Below are 23,831 nucleotides of genomic sequence, written 5' to 3'. Positions count from 1 at the left end.
ATTCAAAATCTCAAAGCAGCGGGCGTTGAATTACAGGTAGAAATCCAGGCGGAAATAGATCGGCGCTTCGCGCTCGGTCATCACGCCAGGTCGCTCCAGGGAGTGGGCAAAGGTCACGCTGGTGCTGACGTTTTTGCCGCGGGCGAACAGCTCGAGGGAGTTACTCGACACCCTGCCGTGCTGGTCATCGTTGTAGCGATCGTGGCGAATCACGCCCTGGTCATAGCCGACGCTGGCGCCGTATTCGGCAAAGGCCGGGCGCATCCAGTCGAGGGTCACAGGGCGGGCCCAGCGCACTTCGTTGCGCCAGTAGCCACCGCTGTCGCCGGTCAGTTGCTGGTCCTTGAACCCACGCACCGAGTACGAGCCGCCGAGGCTCATGCGTTGCGCCGGGTACAACACGTCTTCACTGCGTTGCCCGGTGGCCAGGCTGGAAAAACTCAATGATTCGCCCCACAGCGTGAACGGTTGCAGGTAGCTCACCGTGGCGGTGTATTTGCGGTAGCGCGGGGTTGGGGTGAGGTTGCCGCGGATACGTTCCTGGTCATCCTTCTGGGCGTCAAAGGCACCGGTGCCGTTCTGCATGCCGACATCCAGGTTGACGAAGGCGCTGCCGATACGGCGTCCATGGTTGATGCCCACCTGGAACTCGCTGAGGCGGTTGCTGCTGACGTCCAGGCGCTCGTCGTTGAAGTAGTTGTTGGTGCGTAGATGGGTCAGGCCGACATTGACCGAGGTCTTGCTCACGTCATCGCGATGCACCACGCGCTCGGCACGCAACTGGTGGTTCTGGCTGTCGCCTGTCTGCTTGTACTTGTAGCCGTCAAGGTCGCCCGGCGTGCGGTAGTCGCTCTCGCTGTAGGTGTAACTGAAGTTCCACCAGCCCCACGGCACGTTGTAATACAGCATGCTGTTTTTCGAGGTTTTCTGGTGGTCGCTGATGGCGTCGTGACCACCGCGCAGGATCAGTTGATCGGCCAGGCCCAGGGGGCTGTCCCATTCCAGGCCTGCGCCCCATTGCTGTTCGCCGGTGCTTTTCTGCCCGTCGTTGTTACGCGACAGGCTGGCGCGCCAGGGCTTTTGCGGGGTGTTCTTGACCAGCACTTCACTGCCGCCGATCTGGCTGCCGGGGGTCAATTCCATCTGCGCCTGCCTGGACGGCAAGCGGCTGAGCTGGTCGACCAGTTGCTCGACCTCCCGCAGGTTCAGCGCCTCGCCGACCTTGCCAGGAAACGCCATGGCCAGTTCGCGGTCGGTGACGGTGCTACCCTGCGCGCCTTTCAAGCCTTCGAGTTTGCCTTCCACCACCAGCACCTGCAGGTGACCACTGGAAAGGTCCTGTTGCGGCAGGTAGGCACGGCTGGTGACGCGGCCCTTGGCGATGTAGTAGTCGGTGATCACCTTGAGCAGCTCATTGAGCTGCGCCACGCCCAGGCATTGGCCGATGTAGGGTTTGAGCAGACGCGTGCGGTCGGCGCCGGACAGGCTGTCGGCGCCCTTGAGTTCGATGTCTTTGATCGGGAAGCAGCGGGTGTCGACCGGCGTGGCCGGGGCCTGGGGCTTTGCTTCTTTGCCAGGCAGGTCCTGGAGTTCTTCCAGGCGCCGACGCTGCTCTTCCAGAAGACGGTTCTGGCGGTCGCGGATCAGGTCCTGGTCCCCTGGCGTAGGGGCGGCCATGGCACTGTTCAGGCTCAAATAAGCGAGCAGGAAAGTGCACAGAAAGTACCGAGTCCGTGGCAATAATAAAGACATGTTCGATCCGTCGAAAATCAAGGGCCGGCAAACTAACATCGAACTTTCACCAACTCAAAAGACCGAGCTAGTTTCACATTCATACTAGTTATTCACGCAAGCATTTGATTAATAACAACTAAAAATAATCAATCAGATGAGCGGGCTGTCATCGGAAGTATTATTCCGACCAGCGGCAGCACTATTGATCACGATTCATCGGAGAACTTAGAAATTGCCATTAATTGGCCATCAAGTTCCTGCCGAGATAGGTTAGTACCGGGAAAAGCAGAAAAGTTCGCGGGTGTTTTGTGAATTGGATCCCATATGTCGGGATTAACCGAAGTCGTTCCCACGTTGCAATGGGAACGACCTTGCAGCGCACTGGCTCAGCTGGCGTCTTTGTTCTGGTCCTTGCCGGGCACCAGGGTCAGCCCCGGCTTTTCTACATCGCGGGAGACATGGGACTTCACACCCGCCACACCGCCCTCGTCGTCATTCTGGATGACCAACACCCCGGGTCGGCGCAACTGCTCCAGGTCCCCTTCACCGAGGCTGAAGCTCTCGCTCAGGCGCTTATCGCTGAGGGCGTTGCCCTCGGCACGGCGTTGGGCAAACTTGCGCCCCTTGCGTTGCTGGTAGCGCGCCCAAGTGACCAGGATCACGGCATTGAACAATGCAATCCACAGGTACACCTGCAGGGTATTGAGCGCGGCAAAAATCGGTGCCTCGATGCGCGGCCCACCGTGGGTTTCCAGCATCGAAGTGATCCCCCGCGCCAGCAGCCAGATCAACCCGGCCCAGGCCATCAGGGTCAACAGCACATCAATGATCCACATCACCAAACGTTGGCGGGTTCTGACCAGTTTCATGATCACGCCTCCTCTTCAATGGGTTTGATGCCGCGATCGGGGCTGACCCAGCGCGCACGCTTGCGATGCTGGTTGAACAGCACCTTGGGGAAACTGACCAGGGTGGTAAACAGGCTCACCAGCCAGAACACCATCGGGTACCACACCGTCCAGAACAGGGTTTTCCACAGGTCTTTTTCGTAGCGGCGGTCGATCATGATGCTCACCGCGAACTGCACCAGGCACACCATCGCCAATACCAGCCCGGTAAACGCCGGCGGTACCAGCGAGTCCACGGTAATTGCCGGTGGCAGCACCATGAATTTGCCGAGTACGTAGAAGATCACCGACAGCAGGAAGGTAAACGCCCAACCGGTGGAGAGGCAGTACTCGAACAACAGCGGCCACAGGTAGCGATGGCGCCATTGCCAGATGCCACGGATGTTCTTGAACAGCACTTCGGCACCGCCCTGGGCCCAACGCAGGCGCTGCTTCCACAGGCCGCCGACGGTTTCCGGCATCAGGATCCAGCACAGGGCGCGAGGCTCGTAGAAGATGCTCCAGTGATCGAGCTGCAGCTTCCAACTGACATCGATGTCCTCGGTGATCATGTCGGTGCTCCAGTAGTCGATGCGGTCCAGCGCCTTTTTACGGAACGCTACCACCACACCCGACACCGTGAAGATCCGGCCGAACACCCGTTGCGTACGCTTGATCAAGCCGATGATCGAAGAGAACTCGCCCACCTGCACTCGACCGATCAGCGTCGAACGCGTGCGGATGCGTGGGTTGCCGGTGACCGCACCCAGGCGCGGGTTGTCGAGCATCGGCGCGACCATGTAGGCGGCAGCGTTTTTGTCGAGCAACGCGTCGCCATCGATGCACACCAGGTATTCACTGCGCGCCGCCACGGCGCCCATGCGCAGGGCCACGGCCTTGCCCTGGTTCTGCGCCAGGTGCAGCACCCTTAGGCGTGGATGCTCCAATGCCAGGGCGTCGAGCACTGCGGCGGTGTTGTCCTTGGAGCCGTCATTGACCGCGATCACTTCAATGTTCGGGTACAACTGGCCCAACGCCGCATGGATGGTGTCGGCCGCGTTATCGCCCTCGTTGTAGCAAGGGATGATGATCGAGATCAGCGGGTTGCCGGCCAGGGTTGGCGCCGGAGTGTCTTCTTTCCACGGCCAATGGCGCTCCCAGTGCAGCCAGAAGTACAGGCCGCCCGCGATCCACAACGCCGACATGAACAGCGGGTAGAAGAACACAAAGTCCATCAGGAACTGCCCGGTGACCAGGAAGATCAGGCCCAGGGGCACACCCAATACCAATGCCAGCACGAATAAAGCCAGGATTCTATCGAACATGGTCAAGGGTTCCATTGGTTGGAAAGGGCCGGACGCACAGTCTTCAGGTCCGGGGAGTTTTCCAGGAAGTTGTCCGGGTAGTAGCCAAAACTCGTGACACCCTGGCGCTTGAGCACACCCATCCACTCAGCCATCTGTTGACTGTCGATATCCGGTGCGGCCTTGGTGCGCCAGTCTTTGGCTTGCAGTTCGAATACGGTGCGCTCCAGCGCGCCAGGGCGTGCCTTGACCGTCGCCACCAGCTTTTCCAGCCAGGCGTTGGAGGTTTTGTATTCCTGGCCTTCCATCAGCGGCATGGCCATGGGCGCGGTCCAGTCGTAGGTCTGGAGGAAGTCATCGAGGTTCTGCGCGAACCAGGCTTCGCTGCCTGGGTTGAGCATCGGCTCGGCGAAGATATTGCGCGCCGTCAGCAACTGCGGGCCTCCGATGGCGCGGACCTTGGCGGTCAGCTCCTTGGTGAAGTCGATCAGGTAGCGGCTCTTGAAGCGCGTCCAGCGTTGCATCACCGCAGGGTCGGCACGCAAGGCCTGAATCGTGCCCGGCAGGCCGGCGGCGACATAGGCCTTGAGCGCGGCAGGGCTGGCATCTTCGAAATCGTTGAACACCGCATCGTCGTGGTACAGCACGCCGTCGATGGCATTGTTGCGTGCCAGGTCTTCGTAGATTTCACCAATGATCTTGCGCACCTGCGGATCAAACGGCGACAGACGCTTGTATTGGTCCGGGTCGAGGCCGACCTGGCCGGTTTTCGGGTCCCAGCGCGTCACCCGTGGCAGCTTGGGGTCGAGGGCAAAGCTGAGCACCGGCATCCACGCGTACACCGCCGCATGGGCCCGGGTGTGCAACTGCCAGGAGACGCGGTTGAACAGGTCGGCACGTACCGGCAGATGACGGTTGGGGAAGTACAGTTCATGCACCAGGCCGTCGCCCTTGGGATCGGCGAAGGCTTGCAGGAACACGGTGCCCGCGCCCATGTCCACCACCCGCTGTACAAGCTGGTCGAGGTTGCGTGCCTGTTGGGCCGGGTCCGGGTCGTAGACGTTATCCAGGTCCACGTGCAACACGCGCAGCGGTGCCTTGGCTTGCGCCGCGACAATGCTGTTGGCGAAGTGCTCGCCATCCGGGTCGGACGCCACCAGGAAGCGCGGGCTGTTCATCAAGTCGGCAGAGCTGTCGAGACCATCTTCCAGGGTCAGGGCCATCTGGTAGCCCTGCTCGCCAATGATCGCCAGCGAGGTGCCCTTGGCAGCACCGTAAGGCCATACCCAGACGCGCGGTTTCTTGCCGGTGACGTTCTGGATCTTGTTGGAGATGGCTACGACGTCGGCACGCATGCGCGCATCGAACTGCGCCTGGCTTTCATAGCGGCCCGTCGCCGGATCAAAGCGCAGCGAGGTTGCCGCCGGCTCCAGGTTGCCCTGGGGGTTGGCCAGGATGCCTTTATGGTTGTTGTCGGTATGCGCGGCAATTTCCACCAGGCCCGACTGCGACACTTCGCGAATCTGCTGCCAGGTCAGGAACTCCCCACGCGGCCGTGGCTGGCCGGCGAAGTCCACCGGCTGGTTCATCGGCGTATCGATCCAGTAGCCCACTGGCGCCAGCAGCGCCGGCCAGCGATAGGCGCGCAGCACCGGCATCACCCGGGTGTAGAAACTGGAGTAGCCGTCATCGAAGCTGAGCATGATGGCTTTGGGCGGCAACGCCGGCCCACCGTTGCGCGCCGCCAGGATCTGGTCGACGCTGACCGCCTGGTAGCCGTTCTCGCGCAGCCAGGCCAACTGCTCGATCAAACGTTCGGTGCGCACCGCCACCACTGCCTGATCGGGGTCGCGATCCTCGACATCGTGGTAGGCAATGCCCAGGAAATGGTTTTTCGGCCACGGCGCTTCGTTGGCCGGTGTCGGCCGCTCGGCGGGTGGGGTGAAAGGTGCGGGTTGCTGGGCGCAGGCACTGGCCAGCATTACACCCAGGATCAACAGGCAACGGCTGAAGACGGTCATGGTCAGGCTCTTCTAGAAACGGTAAGTGAGGTCGACGAGCAGACGCAGATCGCGTTCGCGATCACCGTCGTATGGTCGGCTGACCAGGCTCAGGTTGGCGCCGGCTTCCAGTACATCGTTCCAGCGAAAGCGTTGGCCGTAGCCCACCAGACCGATGCCACCGGTGGAATAGTCCCGCTGGCTGTAGGTACCCGCACCGACCTGGAACTGCTGACTCCACTGGGTCTCGTAACGGTGATAGAGCACGTGGTTGATGTTGAGGACGGGCAACACGGTGAAGTCCGACTTCGGGTTGAAGTAGATCGTGTCTTCCTTGCTGTTGCGGCTGGCGCCGACTTCCAGGCCCAGGTCCACCTGCACTTTCGGCGAGCTGTAGAGGCCTTCGCGGCCACTGAGCAAGGCTTCGAAGCGGTCGTTGCCGTCGCTGAAATGGGAAGGGCTGAGGGTCAGTTTCCATTCACGGCTTTCGTTGGCGCGCCAGCGGATGAAACCGCTGCCGCCGTTGGCCGTGATCCCGTCATTCAATGCGCGCAGTGGCGTGGTGGATAGCAGGTAACCCAGGCTGCCGCCGTATTGCCAGTTGTCGTTGATGTCGCGGGCGATCGACACGGCGGCGCCTTGTTTTGAGCCATCGCCGTAGGAATGGTTGGAGACCTCGGCCTCAATGGTCATGTCGCGTGTGCGCCGCTCTACGCCAACCACCTGCCAACGATGCTGCCCGGTGCCCTCTTCGAACGTGGCGCGCGCATAGCCGGCACCGGCGAACAGGCGCCAGTCTTCGTCGATGGGTGGCGTGTAGAGGCGGCTTTCAATGCCCCAGTCACGGCTGCCCGAGACGGCACCGGCATCGCCGTTGTTACCGCCGCCGAAGCTTTTCCCGGTGTAGGCCTCGACCCGCAGCTCGGCCATGTCATGCACTTCGCGCAGGCGTTGCAGGCGCTGCACCTGGCGGTTGTCCGGGTTGCGGGCGACCACGTCGTCGGTGAGGATGTCGAGTTGACGCCATTCCTGCAGGTCCAGCGCGGTGAAGCCCTGGGACATTTCCAGGCCGATGTCGCGCGGGCTCTGCGCTTCGGTTTCCTTGAGCGAGCTTTCAGCGCGTCTAGGCCAATCGCGGGCGCGGTACATTTCCGCTTGCGCCAGACGCAGGCCGATGCTGCCAGGGGCCTTGCCCACCAACTCCTCCAGGGCCTTTTCGCTGGACGGCAGGTCGGCGCCATAGGTGCCAGCCTGTGCGGACAATTGTTGGGCGTCCATCCACTCATCGTTCGGGTTGCCGATCGGCAGCCCCTTGAGTTCAACCCGGGGCTTCTGGGTGTCGGCCAAGTGCTTGGCGACCGCACGCGCTTCATCCACCTGGTCGTTTTCGAGCAAGGCGTAGAACAGCGCGGTGGTGTCTTCTACACGGTCGCCCACGTCCGCATCGGGAGCATCCAGCGCCTCGCGGTACAACGGCGCGGCCTTTTCCGGCAGACGCTGATCGAGGTAGGACGCGGCCACCCAACGCTTGGCATAGGTGGGCAAGCGCACACCTTCGGCCTGGAGGGTCTCGTATTCGCGGATCACCTCTGCGGTACGCGCCCGTGCCTTGAGCGCGCCCAGGCGGTCGATGCGCCAGATCACCACGTCGTCATGGGCAGTGGCGTCAGGGGTCCAGCGGGCAAGGAGCCTGTCGTAGTCCTGCAGCGCACGGTCGGCGATGACATAGCGTTCTTTCTCGGTACGCGTTGCGAACTCGGCGATGCGCACACGCTCGGCGGCCAGGTCACCTTCGAGGCGACGCTGGGTCACCGGGTCTACAAGCCCCGGACGCTGGGCCGAGAGACGCAACGCCGGCTGCGGCAGACGGGCCTTTTGCAGGGCGACCACGTATTCGCGGGCGACCTCAGGCTTGTCGCCGGCGCGGATAAAGGCCTGGTCGAATTCAAACAGCGCGTCGTACTGCAAGCCTGCACGGGTCAGCGCGTAGCCCAGCGCCATCCGGCGGTTGGGATCGTCGGGCTTGGCAGCCACCAGTGCGCGTGTGCGTTGCACCGCTGCGTTGGCTTTGCCACCGTCAGCCTCGGTGAGGGCCAGGCCCAATTGCAGGTCAATGTTATTCGGCTCACGCAGCAGCGCCTTGCGATAGACCGCTTCGGCCTGCGCCCACTGCTTCTGGTTACGATACGTGCGCGCAACCGTGGCCAGCGCCTGGGCGGTCAGGTTGCGATTCTGCCCCTGGGCCTCGTAAACCTTCAGCACCTCGGCATCCTGGCCGGCCCAACCGGCGATCACCAGGTGGTCGCTGATCTGGCCTGGCGTCTGGCGCTCGGCTGGCAATTGGCGCAATTGAGTCAGGGCGGGGGTGAAGTTGCCGTTGCGCGCCTGGATGATCAGGGCGTCATAGGCCGGGTCGGCCAAGGCGAAAGTGGGCATCAGCAACTGGCTGCACAAGGTTACCCCGATGAGCAGCCGCAACCGGCCTGAGGCACTGAGTGGGAGTGTTCGCAGCATATCGTGAGCTTCCTTACACACGGAAAGCTGTAACGATAGGTGGTCCTGAGCGGTTTGCATCAGGGTGTCGGCGTCTCGTGACCCGACCTAGCTTTCCTGTAGGAACTATCCCCGACGCGTGGATGGAAAAGGACAAGTCATAACAATTGTTCAGAATTGCACTGCAAATCTGAAATACGAATGGGGGAGCAGGGTTAGCTGCGATAGAGGGTTGCCAGTCGACATAGGTGTCGACGGTTTGACCTTTATCGCAGCTAACCCCGCTCCCCCATTTTTTATTTCAGGGCGATGACGAAATTTTTACTGCGCGCCGCCAACCGCACCGACTTTGGACATCACGAAGCTGATGAATTGCTCGACGGTCATTTTCTGGCCGTTGAAAGTCACTTCATTGTTGGCGTAGTGCAGCTTGGACACCACATCGCTGCCCACCAGGGTTGCCAGCTGCGTACCCACGGCCATGCCGCTGACCATTTCGCTGGCCATCTGGGATTGCTGCTCGATGGCTTTGGGATCGGTCACACCGCCGACCTGCGCTTGCAGGGCGGCCACGTCGGCGATCATCGGCTTGGACAGGGTCAGGTTGGCGTCCAGCAGCGAGACCATCTGCTTGCCCAGTTCAACCGGCGGCAGCTCCATGGAGGTCGGTTTGGCCAAGTCCAGCACCAGGTTGAATTTGCTCTCGCCGTGGGTGGTTTTCAGCGACAGGTTTTCCAGCGCCAGGTGCGGCTTGGCAGCCAGCAACTGGTTGACGTTGGCTTCGGCCAGGGCCTGCTCGGCTTCGGTCAGTTGCAGCTCCGGCACCGGTTGTCCGGCAGCGGCAGCGGCTTGCACCGGCTGCATCTTGTCCTGGTACAGCTTGGTCAGCACCAGGCCCGAAGGCACATCGATGTTCTTCAGGCTCAGGGCCATGGCGGCAGAGCCGACCGGTTTGCCCTGGTAGCCGATCTCGTCGATCTTGTAATCGACGCGGCCGGCCATGTTGTTGTCTTTGACTTCGCTGGAGTCTTTCTGCTCGAAGCCCTTGAGGGTCAGCACGGCTTTCTGCGGGCCGAAGGTGACTTTGGTGTCGCTCAGCTCGATGGTGTTCTGCCCGGTGTAGAAGCCGAAGGTGGATTTCTCCAGGTTGCTGGCCACGGTCAGGCCGGCGAACTCAGCGTCGAATGGCGCACCATTGGCGTCGACAACGGCCAGTTTGAGGCTGTTCACGTAGCCATCCACCTTGACCTTCTTGCCTTCGGCAGTGCTGTCGAAATCCAGGTTGAGGCCGGAGAAGTCCACAGAGGACGTTTCGTCCTTGAACGCCAGGGGCAACAGTTCGAGATTGCCGTTCACCGAACGGCTGTAGCCGATATTGGCCACGCCTTTGAGCGGCGATACATCTTTGGCGGCAGCGAACCACTTCTCGGTGGTGGCGTTCTTTTCCAGTGCATAGTGACTGGTGGCCATGACCGGCAGCCATTTCAACGACACCAGGCGCGAGAACGGCAGCGGGCCGTGTTCGATATGGTCGACAATCAGCAGCTCGGGGTTCGGGTTCTGTTCGCCGAAGACCGAGCCCTGGCCCTTGAGGCGATAGTGCGCGGTACTGCTGAACAGGCCACGGTCCAGGGACACCAGCTCCAGGGAAACGGTGCCGTCGACGCCGGCCATGGAGCGTTGCAGTTCCTTGTTGGCGTCCTGCACGGCCGTTTGCAGCACCGGCTCCAACTGCTTGCCGGTGTACCAGGCACCGCCTGCACTGACGACGCCCACGGCGACAACAAAACCCAAAAGAACGACTGCTGGCTTATTCATGAAGTGACCTGATCAAATCCTGTGAGAAGTGGGCTGTCTTCCTTGAACCCCGAGGGGATTGGCTCAAGCCCGCCGAAAACGGGGGAAGATTAGCACTGGGGGCCGCGAACGGCCCAGCTTTTCAGAGGGATCAGTTCAGCAGTAGTTCAGGAGTACTCCAACTCAATTTCATCCAATTGGTGGTCAAAACTCTTCAGCCGCGCCGTCCAGGTGTACACCAGCACCTCAAACTCGCGGTGTATCACGGCGTTGCCCGGGGTATCGGCCTTGGGGTCGCAGAAGTCCAACTGGTAGCGCTCGCGGGCCATTTGCGTGGCTACGTCGGACAATTCCCGCGCGTTATTCAGCCAGTGCCTACCGTCGGCCACTTGCCGATCGAGTGCCACGCACTGTTTTTTCAGGACTTCGAGGCTTTTTTCCAGGGGGGTGCCGGTGAGGTCGCCCATGACTTCCTGGAAGGTACGCCCCGGCTGCCAATAGCTGCCCCAGAAATAGCGGTCGAACACCGTCTCGACCCGGCGCAGCGCGACCTTGGTGTCCCAGATCGCGACACGGGTCTTGCCCTGTTCGAGGAGCTTTCGCTTCACCCGCTGATTTTGGTAGGAGGCCCAGGCCACCACACCGATGGACAGGGTGCCGATCACCAGACAGGCGCTGTCGAGAAACACCATGGCCTTGTCGAGTTGGTGAGCCAGCATGACGCCGTAGAAATAAGCAGCCGATAACAGCACCAGTGCGAAGAGCACGCACCAGAAAGCGGGAGCATAAGGGTTTTTCATTATTGGAATCCCCATGAGCAAACGCGAGCAGTGTCAGGTGGAGCGTCACGGCGCCCCACCTGACCAAGCATAGCTTTTAGCTCAGGGTTTGCCGGGCTGTGACGCTTGCGTTCGTCCGCTTTCCCAGCCGCCGCCCAGGGCCAGGAACAGATCGATCTGGCTCATGGCAACCTGGGTGTTGGCCGCCGCCAGCTGGGCGCGCACATCGGTATAGGTGCGGGTGGCTTGCAGGTCGGCCAGGAACGACGCGCGACCGGCCTGGAAGAAGCGATGGGTCTGGCCCGCCGCTTCCTTCGCCGACTCGCCGGCCTCATTCAGGGCATCACGGCGTTGCAGTTGCGCGGTGTATTGCGCCAGGCCGGTCTGGGTTTCGCGGATGGCATTGAGCACCACGCCGTCGAAGTGGGCCAGGGCGCCCTGGGTGGCGGCTTCGGCTTCGTGGATGCGTGCGCGGGCGCCGTTGGTCGGCACCGTCCAGCTGATCATCGGGCCGAAGCCCCAGCGGTTGGTGGGCGCCGTGCCCAAGTCGTCCAGTATGCCGACGGTACCCACGGTGGCGCCAATGCTGATGTCCGGGTACAGCGCAGCGGTGGCCACACCGATACGCGCGGTGGCGGCGGCCAGTTGGCGTTCGGCCTGGCGCACATCGGGGCGGCGCTTGAGCAGCGCAGCGCCATCGCCCACCGGCAGCAATTGCGCGATATGCGGCAGCTCGGCGCAAGTGCCGGTGCCGGCCGGCAATTGATCCACCGGCTTGGCCAGCAGCATCGACAGGCGGAACAGTCCGGCCTGGCGCGCTGCTTCGTAGCGCGGCATGTCGGCGCGCAGGGATTTGTATTGGGTCTGCGAACGGGTGACCTGGGTTTCATCGCCACGTCCGGCATCACGCAGGCGCTGCGTCAGCTTAGTACTCTGGGCTTGCAGGTCGAGGGACTCGTTGGCGATGGCCAGTTCTTCGTTGGCTGCGCACACCTGAGTGTAAGAGCGCACCACATCCGCCACCAGGGTGATGCGGGCAATATCGGCGGCAGCCTGAGCCGCATCCGCGTTGGCCTGGGCGCTTTCGATACCGCGCTGCAAGGCGCCGAACAAATCGAACTGGTACGAGGTGGTGATCCCCACGCTGCCGATGTTGGCCACCGGGACTTTTTCCGTCAGCAAAAACGCTTCACCGGATTCCTGCAGACGCTGGGCCTCGGCCTTGGCGCCCGCGCTCCAGCCGCCCGCGGATTCAGCTTCCTGGGTCTGGAAACGCGCGCGCTGCAGGTTGGCGGCGGCCACCCGCAAGTCGGTGTTGGAGGCCATGGCCTGGCGTACCAGCTCATCCAGGCGCGGGTCCTTGTACAGCTTCCACCAGTCGGCCGGCACCGGGGCCGAGACGACGTTGCCACCCTCGCCGGCAATCTGCCCTTGCAGGTCGCTCCGGTTGATGGCGGACTTTTCCGGCAGCGTGTAATCCGGCCCCACCACTTGGCAGGCCGACAGCAGCAACCCCAGCGTAGCGGTGGCCAGCAGCTGCTTCATGGCTTGTCTCCGTCTTTAACCTTGTCGCCGATGATCGAGACGGTGGCCGTGCGCCCGGCGATCATGCGGAAGTCCGCCGGCACATCGTCAAAGGCGATACGCACCGGAATCCGCTGGGCCAGGCGCACCCAGCTGAACGCCGGATTGACGTTGGGCAGCAGATTGGAGCCACTGCTGCGGTCGCGGTCTTCGATACCGGCGACGATGCTTTGCACGTGGCCATGCAGGCGGGCGTTGTCGCCGATCACCCGGATGTCCACGCCCATGCCGACATGGATACCGTCGAGCTTGGTTTCTTCGAAATAGCCGTCGATATGGAACGAATTGCTGTCCACCACCGACAGCACCGGGCGCCCGGCGGTGACGAACTCCTGGGTACGCGGCGCACGGTCGTTGACGTAGCCGTCCACGGGGCTGCGGATCACCGAGCGGTCGAGGTTCAGTTGCGCGGAATCCACCGTCACCTGGGCTTCGGCCAGGGCCGACTGGGCACGGGCCACGCGGGATTGGCTTTCTTCCAGTTGCTCGCTGGGCACCAGGTTGCCCAGGCCTCGGTTGCGCTTGTACTCGCGCTGGGCCTGGGCCAGGGTTTCCTGGCGGTCGGCCACGGCGGCCTGGGCTTGGCGCAAAGCCAGCTTGAAGCGGTCCTGATCGACGGCGAAGAGCACCTGGCCCTTGGTCACCAACTGGTTGTCGTGCACGTCCACGCGCTGGATCAGCCCGGACACGTCCGGAGCGATCTGCACGATGTCGGCACGGATGTGGCCGTCACGGGTCCAGGGGGCAAACATGTAGTACATGACCATGCGCCACACCACGACGACCGCGAACGTCACGATCAACAACGTGAGGACTACACGGCCGATGGTCAAAAAAGGTTTTTTCATGTCATCAGGTATCGACTGAGTGAGTCCACCGCGCCCAGCAACAGCGCGTACAGCCCCACATTGAACAATGCCCGGTGCCAGACCAGGCGATAGAAGTGGAGGCGGGTCAACAACCCGTGCACCACCAGGAACAACACATACGTAATGCCCATCAGCACCAGCAGCGTGGGCAGGAACACCCCGCTGATATCCAGATCACCGATCATAAAGGCGCTCCATCAGGCAGCGGCGCTTGCATCTCAGTGCCGCCAATGAACTCCACACCCGGCAGCAACGCCAGGCGCAAACCGGCCAGCGCGTGCAGCAAGTGCAGGCGGGTGTCGTCTTCGTCTTGCAGGCCTTGGCCGTTGAGGGCACGGCGCGTGCGGTCCAGGGTCATCAGCAGACCGCTGGGCGCGGGCAAGCGTTCACCGGCCTTGAGACACGCCTTGAAGTAGCCGCCTACGCCTTCCACCACTTGGTTGAGCAACACCCGTGGCACGCCGAGGATGCGCGGCGAGTAGGCCAGCAAATCGAGCAGGTTCAGCGCCACGCGCAAATCGCGCAGGGCGGTGCCGGTGTCCTGGTTGATCAGGGCCAGGCGCGGCAGGTGTTGCATCAGGCGGTCGAGCATCTGCACGGCCATGTGGCGGTGTTCGGCCAGGGTCGCGGGCTCGGTGAGGCTGACGATGTCGCGCCAGCTGAACCGGGTCAGGCGCTTGGCCGCCAGCTCTGCGCCGAAAGGCCGTGCGATCAGCGTCCACACAAAGGCAAACAGCAGGCCCACCGGCCCGGCCAGGTTGACGTTGGCGAAGTTGAGGAAGTCGGCGTCGTAAGCCCCCTGGATGCTGATGAACGACGAGGTGTTCACCAGCGTCAGCAACATGCCCAGGTAAAAACGCGGCTGCACGGTGAGCGTGCCGATGCAGATGAACGGCACCGCGAAGGCCAGCACCAGCATCGGGAAGTCGTGCAGGTTGGGCAGTACCAGGAACAGATAGAGGCTGGCGAACAGCACCGACATGGCGGTCCAGAAAAAGAACCGGTAGATCTGCGGCGCCGGGTCGTCCATCGAGGCAAAAAAGCTGCAGGCGACGGCGGCCAGGATCACCGCGCTGCCGCCGTCGGTCCAGCCGAGCAGGATCCACAATACCGACGCGACAATGATCGCGGTGACGGTGGAAAACGCCGAGTAGAACATCAGCCCGCGGTCGAGGAACGGCGTGAGCCGGCCCAGGCGCCAGTGGCGGTAGACGGCGCGCCAGGTGTCCTGGCTTTCGCACTGGATGGCGGCTTGCAGGCTGCGGCAGTCCTGCCACAGGTCGATCCACTCGGCCAGACGATACAGCGCATTGGAGAACAGCAGCGTGTGACGCTCGTCGAGCGCTTCGCCGCTGGGCTGCAGTGCGTCGACCTGATCACGCAGGACGCGCCAGCGTTCCATTGGCGCCGCTTCTTGGGTGTCCTCCAGCCACTGGCTGGTCGCTTCCAGCAGCGGCGTGATTTTATCGAGGAACTCGGGCGCGCGATGTTCGATGGCATAGAGCGCGTCGTCGAGGGCGTCCACCACCGGCAGCAGGTGAATCATGCGCCCGCGCAGCTCCTTGGTATTGCGCACCGTCTGCGGCCGTGCGCCTTCGTGAGGCAACTGGCCGATCATCAATTCGAGGGTATTGAAGGTGGCGACCATGCCGCCGCGCAAGGTGCTGATTTCTTCAGGCGCCACATTGCGTGTGATAAAGCGTTGGCTGTAGACCTGGGCATCGGCAAACCACTTGGCCACCGAGCCATCGAACACCGGCATCAGCCGGCGCGGCCAGAACATCGCACCCACCACCGCCGCTACGGCGATACCGAGGAAGATTTCTTCGGTACGCGCTTCAGCGACATCCCAGACAGCCAGGGGATTATCCACCACCGGCAAGGCGATCAACGGCAAGGTGTAGCCGGCGAGCATCAGCGCGTAGTTGTTGGCGGTGCGCAGGTGCATCGACAGGAACAGCAAAGTGCCCGTCCACAGGGCAATCACCACCACCAGCATGTAGGGCGACTGCACGAACATCGGCACGAACAGCACGGCCGCCGCCGCGCCCATGAAGGTGCCGATGGCACGGTACAGCGCCTTGGAACTGGTCGGGCCGACAAACGGGCTGGAAACGATATACACCGTGGCCATCGCCCAGTACGGACGTGGCATTTGCATAAGCATGGCGATGTACAAGGCAATCATCGAGGCCGCGAAGGTACGCACCCCGTAGAACCAATCACGAGCGGGCGGGAAACCGGTAAAAAATCCGTTCAAAGCGACGCCGCCTCGAAGGCACGCAGCACACGCAGCGCGGCTTCCATATCACCTTGGGTCATGTCGGCCAGCACTTCCTTGCGCAGTCGTACCAACTGCACTTCCACCGCCTGTACCAACTCGCGGCCGCGCTCGGTGAGGCTGAGGGACTTGGCGCGACGGTCGTGGATATCTTCGGTACGGCACACGTAACCGTCGGTGCACAGCCGGTCGAGCAAGCGCACCAGCGACGGGCTTTCCATCCCCGAGGCCTGGGCCACTTTGACCTGGTGCACACCGTCGCCCAGGCGACCGATCATCAACAACGGCACGGCGCAGGCTTCGGAGATGCCATAGCTCACCAGCGTGGTCTGGCAGATTTTGCGCCAATTACGGGCGCCCACCACCATGCTGCTGCTGAGGTTCATCTGGAGTTGTTCGAGGGATTGAGGCACTGGATAGTTCGCATACAGTTAGTTTGCTAACTATCAATATGATAGGTGAAGCCAGATGCGTCAAGTTTTGAAACAATTTTGCGGATGGGTGGTGGGTGGTAGCGGTAAGTAAAGCGGGTCTTGGGGGCCGGTGCTGAATTCCCGCCATCAACCCCAGGCCCGTGCGTCAGAAAAGTTCACTAACGCGGAAAAACCTCAGATTTTTTTAACCTTCACCAGATTTTTTCAACTTTTGCCCTTTCTGCTAAGTTTTTTGCACCCCTCGCCCACCCCGCAACATCAGATTCAACTCATCCACCACTTCTGCCCAATCCGCATCTTCCAGAATCTCCTCGCGCAAAAACGCCTTCTGGCTGTCCGTCCAGAAAAACGCATCCGCCAGGTTCAGCTCCGGCTTGAGCGGTGAATGCACCGCCACGAATTTCTCGATACTCACCGGGTCATCGGGCAGCCCGAGCTGTTTGAACAGTGACGGCAAGCTATGTACGGGCGATTGCATGACGGGCTCCTGATAGAAAAGCATTTACCCAGTCTAGCGGCAGCCCTCGGGTTGCGCCGACTGGACGTTGCACAACACGAACAAGCGCGCCCTGGCGCCTCCGCCATCCTGGCGACTGAGTTCGCGCCAGCCTTCGGGCAGCGGGGCGAATTCGTCCGGCGCTTCATTGCTGCTGATCAGCCACACACGGCGGGTTTCGGCGGGCAGTGCCGACAGGCGGTCGAGGTAGATGCGTCCGCCGTCCTGATCCACCAGGGTGCCGAAACCATAGGCATTCGGCCGGGTTGAGGTGCCATCCGGCTTAGGTGGGGTGTAGAGCTGCAATTGGGCATCGGTCTGGTCGTAATACACATAGCTCAGGTACCACAACATGTCGCTGAGGACGATGCGGTCGTCTTCCTGGTAATTGCGGTTGACGAACTCCACCGGCACATTGAACTGGTCGTGCTCATCCACGGTGAAATTGTTCTTCAATCCCACCAGCTCGACGCCGACGAATAGCACAAACAATGCCGCGCCCAGCAGTGCAAACCGCGACGGCAGACGATCAATGGCCATCGCCAGCAGGATCGGCAAGCCCAGGGCGTACACCGTCAGGTAACGTTCGATAAACACCGGGGAAATAAACGACACGCCGTAGACCAGCAGCAGTGGCAACAGGAAAAAAAGCAACAACAGGCTGGCCGGTCGGTGGCGTTCGCGATCGCGCCAGGCGGTAATGACAACCACCGCCACCAGCAGCAGCGGAAACAGCCAGAACAGCGGCGCCCAGAAGCCGACGCCTTCATCCTGCAGCACGAACTGCCAGATCATCGACGGCAGGGAGAACAGGCTGACGGGATCCTCCCAACCGATGTCGCCCCCCACCTTGAGCTGTTCGACATGCTGCACCAGGTCCAACAGGTTCGGCAGCCACGGCAGGTACAACAGCACAATCGCAGCGTTGGCCGCCCACCAGGCCGGACGCGTGATCAGGCGCTGGCCTCGCGGCGCCGTGCCACACAACGCACCCAGGTAAGCCCAGTGCACCAGCACACAGAGCGCGGTGAAGTAGTGGGTGTAGAAACCGGCACTCATCAACACGACATACGCCGCCAGATAACGCGTGCGCTCGGGCTGGCGCACCCAGTACACCAACGCCAGCGTGGCGCCCAGCAGCCACACGCCGAGCAGCGAATACATGCGCACTTCCTGGCTGTAGCGTACCGCCGTCGGCAACAGCGCCAGCAGGATCCCCGCCAGCACCGCCGCCCGGCGGGTGGAGAGTTGCCGGGTCAGCCAGACGCCCAGGCCCACGGCGACCACACCGGGAATGGCGCTCATGCCGCGAATCGACCAGATGCTGTCGCCGAACAGCTCGATCCAGCCGCGCAGCAGGAAAAAATACAGCGGCGGGTGCACGTCGTGTGCGGCGTGGAACCACAGGTCGCCCACGGCGTATTCGCTGAGCAGCAGGCTCGAACCCTCGTCACCCCAGATCGCCGACGCCGTCAGGTGGTAAAACCGCAGGGCCATGGCCAGCGCCAGGATCGGCAACCACCAGAGACCGCTGATCCAGCCGGCACCTTCCCACGTGAGGCGATTGAGTGCCGGTAACGTCCCGACCTTTTCGTTTTGCTCTACCACAGACCGACGCACCTCAATTCCCCTGATTGCCCAAGCGCAAACACCGCCACTCTAGGACAAAAGCCCAGGATCCGCCGCTGGAATCGGACAAATCAGCAATTTGTGCAGGGCTTCTCCGAAGCAACCGCAGGAACAGGCTATTATTGCGCCCCTCCAAGGACTCAGGATCAAGGACACGTCATGCGCATCGGTTTTCTGTCACCCCTGGCACTGGCATTGCTCGCCGGTATTTCCCTACAGGCTCAGGCCAGTTCCGACGACTCGTGCTACCCCGACTGGCGGGTTTCGCGTGACAGCCTCGATTCGTGCAGCAACCTGCCTTTCCTCAGCCCCGGCAACGACAGTCGCGTCAACCTGCGCCTGCTGCTGGCCGATAAAAACGCGGCGCCCCTGGCACCCAATGCCTTGAGCGAAGACGATCTGTCCCAGGGCTTTGGCGCGGTGCCCTTCCCGGTCTACCGCCTGGCGCCGATTCCGAGCACCAACGAAGAACCGGATAACAAGCCCGACGACTCGCGCACTGCCGAACTGGACGCGCTGCTCCAGCCCCTGGGCATCAAGCGTGACGAGTACAAAACCGCCGGGGAAGAGTTTCTGAGTGGCGAAGGCAGCCGCTGCCGCAGCAACGACGATGACAGCGCCACCGCGTTCATCAGCCAGGTGACCAAGGCCGACATGCCGGCGGCCGAACGCGAGTTGCTGGTGAAGGCGCGCTTGCAGTTGCTGACGACCTGCTCCTGGGAAGGCCAGGTAGTCGACGCCCAGCAGATCCAGTCCGCCGATGGCCAACTGTTGCGCACTTACCTGCAAGCCGCTGCCGACTTCTACAGCGGCCGTTTCGGCGATGCCGAAGGGGGGTTTGCCGCCGCCAGCTCCAGCCCTCTGCCTTGGCTGAAGGAAACCGCGCTGTACATGACGGCACGCACGTCCTTGAACCTGGCCCAGGCCGAGGCCTTCGACGAATACGGCATGCCGCAACTCGCGCGTGTGGACAAGTCGGCCTTGAACGACGCCGAACAAGGTTTTCTCGGCTATCTGAAGACTTATCCACAAGGCGTTTACGTGGCCTCCGCCCGAGGCCTGCTGCGCCGGGTTTATTGGCTGGGGGATGACAACAGCAAGCTTGCCGAGGCCTACGCCTGGGCCATGACCCAGGCCACTGACACACAGCGCAATGTGTCGGTGGATGAGCTGGTGGAGGAAGCCGACCTCAAGCTGCTGATGGTCAACAGCGAGACTGTCTCCACACCGATGATCCAGTTTGTCAGTGACTTGATGGTGATGCGCGGCGGCAACCAGCCCGCCCTCTCCCGCGCCGATCTGGAAAAACAAAAAGCCGCGTTCGCCAGTGCGCCGGACTTGTATGACTACCTGCTGGCGGTCAACGCGCTGTACAGCGAGCATCAACCGGACGCCGCCCTGAAGCTGTTGCCGCAAAGCGTGCCGTCGAACCTGAATTACTTCGCCTTCAGCCAACAGACCCTGCGCGCACTCGCCCTGGAAGAGAAAAAGGACTGGAAAGGCGCCGAAGCGCTCTGGCTGCAACTGCTGCCCCTGGCGAAATTGCCGCTGCAACGCGATCAAGTGGAACTGGCCCTGGCGATGAACTACGAACGCAGCGGCCAGTTGGCCAAGGTGTTCGCCGCCGACTCGCCGATCAGCGCCAAGCAGGTGCGTTACATCCTGCTGCGCAACGTCGCCGGCCCTGAGTTGCTGCGCCAGCAGATCGCCCAGGCCAGCGACCCGCTGGAACGCCAGACCGCACAATTCGTGCTGCTCTACAAAGACCTGTTGCGCGGCCAGTTCGCCACCTTCGCCGAGGACCTCAAGCAACTGCCGGCCAGCGCCCCGGAAGACAAGCTGGGCACCAGCCTGGGCTACGTCTACAGCGCCAGCCAGACCTTGAAACTGTTCCAGTGGAACGGTGACAAAGCCGAGTCCGGCTACGCCTGCCCGAGCATCGCGCAGATCGCCGCAACCTTGCAGGCCGATGCCAAAAACCCACAGGGCCTCAACTGCCTGGGCGAGTTCATCCTGCGCAACGGCCTGGACGGCATGCCGCTGGAACAGGCACGCGCCGCCGGCAGCCTGGGCAGCACCGCGTCGGACTTCAAGGGTGAAACCTTCTCGCGCCTGGACGGCTACAAGCAAGTGATCGGCAACGCCAAGGCGCCGAAGAACGACAAAGCCTATGCATTGTTCCGCGCCATCAACTGCTACGGGCCATCGGGCTACAACAGCTGCGGCGGCGTCGAGGTGGAGCCGGCCGTGCGCAAGGCGTGGTTCCGCCAGTTGAAAACCGGCTTCGCCGACACCCAGTGGGGCAAGTCCCTGCAGTACTACTGGTGAAGCACCTGTGGCTCGGCTTGCTGTTGCTGGCAAGCCCGGCCTTCGGCGCTGTCAACGCCCGCGACTATGACGCTTTCTGGCTGTGGAGTGGCGTCACCCCACAGCCGGTACTCAAGCAGGCCAAGACCCTGTATATCCTCCAGGGCCAGATCAACTCGACTCGCCGCGCCCCTCAGCTCGGCGTGCGGATGATCGCCCAGGGCATCAGCGTGCCGCGCCTGACCCAGGGCGACATCTGGATCGTCTACCGCGCTCACACCCTGCGCTGGCCCGAGCCGGTCTACCGCCAACTGCTCGGTCAGGTGCAACGCTGGCGCGACGCGGGCAACCCGGTGGTCGGTATCCAGATCGACTTCGATGCGCGCACCCAATACCTGCACGAATATGCCGGGTTCCTGCGCGACCTGCGCCAGCGGTTGCCAGCCGACCTGCGCCTGAGCATCACCGGCCTGATGGACTGGAGCAGCAACGCCGACCCGGCCGCCATCGCCCAACTCAAAGGTGTAGTGGATGAGGTGGTGGTGCAGACGTACCAGGGGCGCCATAGCATCCCGGATTACGCGGCGTACTTGCCACGCATGAATCGGCTGGGGCTGCCGTTCAAGATCGGGTTAATTCAGGGTGGAGAGTGGGAAGCGCCGGGGTATTTGCAGGGGAGCGAGTGGTTTCGGGGGTACGTGGTGTTTTTGCAGAATCCCTAACCTGAGCCGCACCCACCGTTCGCAACGGATACACCGATTCCCATCCTCCGCCCAACGCTTTATACAAGCCAACCATCGCCAGAGAGACGCCGGTGGAGCTTTCGACCCACTGCTCCTGCGTGGCCAACAGTGCGCTTTGCACGGTGAGGACGTTGACGAAATCCACCACGCCTTCCACGTACTGCTGCTGCGCCGTGCGCAGGGCAATCCGGTTCTGGCGCACGGCTTCGGCCAGGCTGTCGCGGCGCAATTGGCTGGCGTTGTAGCGGGTCAACTGGTCGTCGATCTCATGCCAGGCGCGCAGCACGGTTTGCTGGTAGGCGAGCGCCGCTTCCTGTTGCTGGGCTTCGCGCAGGTTCAACATGCCTTGCAGGCGCCCGCCGTTGAACAGCGGCAGGCTGAACTGCGGGCCGAAGGCAAAGGCACGGGAGCTCCAGGAACCGAAGTCCGAGAGTTGCATGGCCTGGGAGCCGAGGCTGCCGGACAAGGTAATGCGCGGGTAGAAGTCGCCCTTGGCCACGCCGATGCTGGCGGTGGCGGCGTGCAGGCGGGCCTCGGCCTGGCGGATGTCCGGGCGGCGTTCGGCCAGTTCCGAAGGCAGGCCGATCGCGACCTGGCGCTGGGTTTGCGGCACGGCAGCGTCCTTGGACAGTTGCGCGTGCAGCGCTTGCGGCGGCGCCCCCATCAACAGGCTGAGGGCGTTGATCAGTTGGTCCTGGCGCTGTTGCAGATCCGGCAGGCGCGCCTCGATGGCGGCGACCTGGGCGGCGGCTTCGGCGACATCCAGGTCGGTGGCCACGCCGTCGGCCAGGCGCAATTGCGACAGCTTGAGGCTGTGACGGGCGACGTCGAGGTTCTGTTCGGTGACGGCGCGGGTGTTCTGCACGCCGCGCAGTTGGATGTAGTCCTGGGCGGTCTCGGCGAGTACCGACAGCAGCACGGCGCGGCGGTCGTCTTCGGCGACTTGCAGGGTGGCGTCGGCGGCTTCCGTTTCGCGTTTTACCCGGCCCCAGAAATCCAGCTCCCAGGCGGCGGAGAAGCCCGCGTCCCACTGGTTGAACGCCGCACGGCCGTTCTCGCCGGACGGGTCGCTCAGGCCTTGGCCGCTGTTGCGTTTGCGCTGGTAAGCCCCCGTCGCATCAACCTCGGGGTAGCGCTCGGCGGTCGTCACCTGGCGTACCGCCCGGCTTTGTTGCAGACGGCTGCTGGCCAGTTTCAGGTCAAGGTTATCGGTGAGCGCACGGCGTGTAAGGGCCGAAAGCTGCTCGTCGTGGAACACATCCCACCAGCGTTCCTGCAAGGGATCACTGACGGCGCGGCTGGCCGCCTGGCGCCCCTGGGGCTCGCTCCATTGCGTCACTTGCGGGCCCTGCGGCGTGTGGAAATCCGGACCGACCGTGCAGGCACTCAGGCTGATGAGGCTCAAGGTGAGCCAGGCAACTCGCTTCATTGCTGGGCCACCTCACGCTGCTGCGCGACCGGGCGGGTGTCGACGCTGGCTTCCACCGACATGCCGACACGCAGGCGTTCGATGTGGGCCTGGTTGGGTTCGAGGACGATCTTCACCGGGATGCGCTGTACCACTTTGGTGAAGTTGCCGGTGGCGTTATCGGGCTTGACCGAGGCGAAGGTCACCCCGGTTGCAGGCGCGAGGCTTTCAAGATGACCGTTGAGCAACTCGCCGTCCAGGCTGTCGACACGCACCTGCACCGCTTGACCGGCGTGCATGTGGGAAAGCTGGGTTTCCTGGAAGTTGGCCACCACGTAAGCCTCCTCCAGCGGCACGACCGCAAGGATCTTGCTGCCCGGTGTGACATAGGCGCCCACCCGCACCGCCCGCTCGCCGACCATGCCATCCACCGGCGCGACGATGCGCGTATACGACAGTTGATAACTGGCCAGTTCCAGCGCGGCCTGGGCACGCTTGAGCCCCCCTTCGGCGGCATCGCGCTGGGCGGTGAGGATTTCCACTTGCTTGCGCTCGGCCGCCAGCACCGCCGTAGCGTTGGCCAGGCGTGCGGTGGCCTGGTCGATGCGGGTCTTGGCTTGCTGGGCGTTCTGCACGGTGCCGGCACCGACACCGGCGAGGTGGTTGTAGCGGTTCAGTTCGTGTTCGGCAAAGGCCATTTCGGCGCGATCCGCTGCAACGGTGGCCTGGGCCTGGGCGATCACCGAGCTTTGGCGCTCCAGGGTCGCGGTGGCGTTTTTCAGTTGGGCCTGGGCGACCAAGGCGTCGGCATCGGCAGCCTGGGCAGCGGCGCGGAAGTCGCGGTCGTCGATCAGCGCCAGCAGTTGGCCGGCCTTGACGCGCTGGTTGTCTTCCACCAGCACCTCCTTGATGAAGCCGGCCACACGCGGCGCCACCAGGGTGAAGTCAGCGGCGACGAAGGCGTCGTTGGTGGTCTGGCGCTTGCTGCCCAACACGCCCGGCGCGACCAGGTACACCAGCACACCCACGGCAACTATGGCGATGACGGCGACGGCGATTTTATCTTTGCGTTTCATGAACAGTCCT

General features: G+C 62.7%; 18 protein-coding genes. 2 read left to right on the top strand and 16 right to left on the bottom strand.

Translation table 11 applies throughout. The annotated features are described in order from the left end of the window. Positions 1 to 30: 30 nt before the first annotated feature. The 14 genes from BFN10_RS10395 to BFN10_RS10330 form a co-directional block, all read right to left on the bottom strand. The gene (locus tag BFN10_RS10395) at positions 31 to 1,752 is read right to left on the bottom strand and encodes a ShlB/FhaC/HecB family hemolysin secretion/activation protein (RefSeq protein WP_071489609.1); all 1,722 of its coding nucleotides are present in this window, start codon (positions 1,750 to 1,752) and stop codon (positions 31 to 33) included. Between the two features lie 368 nt (positions 1,753 to 2,120). Continuing rightward, positions 2,121 to 2,603, bottom strand: coding sequence for a poly-beta-1,6-N-acetyl-D-glucosamine biosynthesis protein PgaD (gene pgaD, locus BFN10_RS10390; RefSeq protein WP_071489608.1), 483 nt, complete (start codon positions 2,601 to 2,603; stop codon positions 2,121 to 2,123). Positions 2,604 to 2,605: 2 nt separating this feature from the next. Then, positions 2,606 to 3,946, bottom strand: coding sequence for a poly-beta-1,6-N-acetyl-D-glucosamine synthase (gene pgaC, locus BFN10_RS10385; RefSeq protein ID WP_071489607.1), 1,341 nt, complete (start codon positions 3,944 to 3,946; stop codon positions 2,606 to 2,608). Positions 3,947 to 3,948: 2 nt separating this feature from the next. Further along, positions 3,949 to 5,946 carry a poly-beta-1,6-N-acetyl-D-glucosamine N-deacetylase PgaB gene (gene pgaB / locus BFN10_RS10380; protein ID WP_071489606.1) on the bottom strand — a complete coding sequence of 666 codons (1,998 nt, stop codon included), beginning with the start codon at positions 5,944 to 5,946 and terminating at the stop codon, positions 3,949 to 3,951. A gap of 12 nt (positions 5,947 to 5,958) precedes the next feature. Beyond that, the gene (gene pgaA / locus BFN10_RS10375) at positions 5,959 to 8,439 is read right to left on the bottom strand and encodes a poly-beta-1,6 N-acetyl-D-glucosamine export porin PgaA (RefSeq protein WP_071489605.1); all 2,481 of its coding nucleotides are present in this window, start codon (positions 8,437 to 8,439) and stop codon (positions 5,959 to 5,961) included. A gap of 300 nt (positions 8,440 to 8,739) precedes the next feature. Beyond that, positions 8,740 to 10,236 (bottom strand): YdgA family protein, encoded by a 1,497-nt coding sequence (locus BFN10_RS10370; protein ID WP_071489604.1) that lies wholly within the window; start codon positions 10,234 to 10,236, stop codon positions 8,740 to 8,742. 146 nt (positions 10,237 to 10,382) lie between these two features. Then, positions 10,383 to 11,015 (bottom strand): hypothetical protein, encoded by a 633-nt coding sequence (locus tag BFN10_RS10365; protein ID WP_058425806.1) that lies wholly within the window; start codon positions 11,013 to 11,015, stop codon positions 10,383 to 10,385. An 81-nt stretch (positions 11,016 to 11,096) separates the two neighbouring features. After that, positions 11,097 to 12,539, bottom strand: a complete 1,443-nt coding sequence (locus BFN10_RS10360) for an efflux transporter outer membrane subunit (protein WP_071489603.1) — start codon at positions 12,537 to 12,539, stop codon at positions 11,097 to 11,099. Next, a complete protein-coding gene (locus BFN10_RS10355) occupies positions 12,536 to 13,426 on the bottom strand; it encodes an efflux RND transporter periplasmic adaptor subunit (protein ID WP_058425808.1) in 891 nt (296 codons plus the stop codon). The genes BFN10_RS10360 and BFN10_RS10355 overlap by 4 nt, the downstream gene beginning before the upstream one ends. After that, positions 13,423 to 13,632, bottom strand: coding sequence for a DUF1656 domain-containing protein (locus BFN10_RS10350; protein WP_010214247.1), 210 nt, complete (start codon positions 13,630 to 13,632; stop codon positions 13,423 to 13,425). The genes BFN10_RS10355 and BFN10_RS10350 overlap by 4 nt, the downstream gene beginning before the upstream one ends. Next, positions 13,629 to 15,707, bottom strand: a complete 2,079-nt coding sequence (locus tag BFN10_RS10345; RefSeq protein WP_071489602.1) for an FUSC family protein — start codon at positions 15,705 to 15,707, stop codon at positions 13,629 to 13,631. Before BFN10_RS10345 ends, BFN10_RS10350 begins: the two co-directional genes overlap by 4 nt. After that, positions 15,704 to 16,114, bottom strand: a complete 411-nt coding sequence (locus BFN10_RS10340) for a MarR family winged helix-turn-helix transcriptional regulator (RefSeq protein ID WP_058425810.1) — start codon at positions 16,112 to 16,114, stop codon at positions 15,704 to 15,706. The genes BFN10_RS10345 and BFN10_RS10340 overlap by 4 nt, the downstream gene beginning before the upstream one ends. Before the next feature lie 271 nt (positions 16,115 to 16,385). Then, positions 16,386 to 16,640, bottom strand: a complete 255-nt coding sequence (locus tag BFN10_RS10335) for a DUF2789 domain-containing protein (RefSeq protein ID WP_058425812.1) — start codon at positions 16,638 to 16,640, stop codon at positions 16,386 to 16,388. Positions 16,641 to 16,673: 33 nt separating this feature from the next. Continuing rightward, on the bottom strand, positions 16,674 to 18,278 hold the full coding sequence (locus BFN10_RS10330; RefSeq protein ID WP_071489601.1) for a glycosyltransferase family 39 protein: 1,605 nt from the start codon (positions 18,276 to 18,278) through the stop codon (positions 16,674 to 16,676). 168 nt (positions 18,279 to 18,446) lie between these two features. Here BFN10_RS10330 and BFN10_RS10325 point away from each other — a divergent pair, with 168 nt between their 5' ends. Then, positions 18,447 to 20,615, top strand: coding sequence for a PA5441 family protein (locus BFN10_RS10325; protein ID WP_071489600.1), 2,169 nt, complete (start codon positions 18,447 to 18,449; stop codon positions 20,613 to 20,615). Continuing rightward, on the top strand, positions 20,612 to 21,316 hold the full coding sequence (locus BFN10_RS10320; protein WP_071489599.1) for a DUF3142 domain-containing protein: 705 nt from the start codon (positions 20,612 to 20,614) through the stop codon (positions 21,314 to 21,316). Before BFN10_RS10325 ends, BFN10_RS10320 begins: the two co-directional genes overlap by 4 nt. Here BFN10_RS10320 and BFN10_RS10315 read toward each other — a convergent pair. Together BFN10_RS10315 and BFN10_RS10310 are read right to left on the bottom strand one after the other, a co-directional pair. Then, positions 21,216 to 22,766, bottom strand: coding sequence for an efflux transporter outer membrane subunit (locus BFN10_RS10315; protein WP_231999473.1), 1,551 nt, complete (start codon positions 22,764 to 22,766; stop codon positions 21,216 to 21,218). The two genes, BFN10_RS10320 and BFN10_RS10315, sit on opposite strands and share 101 nt — an antisense overlap. Beyond that, positions 22,763 to 23,821, bottom strand: a complete 1,059-nt coding sequence (locus BFN10_RS10310) for an HlyD family secretion protein (RefSeq protein ID WP_071489598.1) — start codon at positions 23,819 to 23,821, stop codon at positions 22,763 to 22,765. The genes BFN10_RS10315 and BFN10_RS10310 overlap by 4 nt, the downstream gene beginning before the upstream one ends. Positions 23,822 to 23,831: the final 10 nt, after the last annotated feature.

It is taken from the genome of Pseudomonas extremorientalis, assembly GCF_001870465.1.
GTDB classification, from domain to species: Bacteria; Pseudomonadota; Gammaproteobacteria; order Pseudomonadales; family Pseudomonadaceae; genus Aquipseudomonas; species Aquipseudomonas extremorientalis.
This window is presented reverse-complemented; position numbering and strand designations above follow the sequence as displayed.

Bases quoted from the DNA above. Each gene is read 5' to 3' on its own strand.
- BFN10_RS10395 (WP_071489609.1), bottom strand. From the start codon at position 1,752: ATGTCTTTATTATTGCCACGGACTCGGTACTTTCTGTGCACTTTCCTG.
- pgaD (WP_071489608.1), bottom strand. From the start codon at position 2,603: ATGAAACTGGTCAGAACCCGCCAACGTTTGGTGATGTGGATCATTGAT.
- pgaC (WP_071489607.1), bottom strand. From the start codon at position 3,946: ATGTTCGATAGAATCCTGGCTTTATTCGTGCTGGCATTGGTATTGGGT.
- pgaB (WP_071489606.1), bottom strand. From the start codon at position 5,946: ATGACCGTCTTCAGCCGTTGCCTGTTGATCCTGGGTGTAATGCTGGCC.
- pgaA (WP_071489605.1), bottom strand. From the start codon at position 8,439: ATGCTGCGAACACTCCCACTCAGTGCCTCAGGCCGGTTGCGGCTGCTC.
- BFN10_RS10370 (WP_071489604.1), bottom strand. From the start codon at position 10,236: ATGAATAAGCCAGCAGTCGTTCTTTTGGGTTTTGTTGTCGCCGTGGGC.
- BFN10_RS10365 (WP_058425806.1), bottom strand. From the start codon at position 11,015: ATGAAAAACCCTTATGCTCCCGCTTTCTGGTGCGTGCTCTTCGCACTG.
- BFN10_RS10360 (WP_071489603.1), bottom strand. From the start codon at position 12,539: ATGAAGCAGCTGCTGGCCACCGCTACGCTGGGGTTGCTGCTGTCGGCC.
- BFN10_RS10355 (WP_058425808.1), bottom strand. From the start codon at position 13,426: ATGAAAAAACCTTTTTTGACCATCGGCCGTGTAGTCCTCACGTTGTTG.
- BFN10_RS10350 (WP_010214247.1), bottom strand. From the start codon at position 13,632: ATGATCGGTGATCTGGATATCAGCGGGGTGTTCCTGCCCACGCTGCTG.
- BFN10_RS10340 (WP_058425810.1), bottom strand. From the start codon at position 16,114: ATGAACCTCAGCAGCAGCATGGTGGTGGGCGCCCGTAATTGGCGCAAA.
- BFN10_RS10335 (WP_058425812.1), bottom strand. From the start codon at position 16,640: ATGCAATCGCCCGTACATAGCTTGCCGTCACTGTTCAAACAGCTCGGG.
- BFN10_RS10325 (WP_071489600.1), top strand. From the start codon at position 18,447: ATGCGCATCGGTTTTCTGTCACCCCTGGCACTGGCATTGCTCGCCGGT.
- BFN10_RS10315 (WP_231999473.1), bottom strand. From the start codon at position 22,766: ATGAAGCGAGTTGCCTGGCTCACCTTGAGCCTCATCAGCCTGAGTGCC.
- BFN10_RS10310 (WP_071489598.1), bottom strand. From the start codon at position 23,821: ATGAAACGCAAAGATAAAATCGCCGTCGCCGTCATCGCCATAGTTGCC.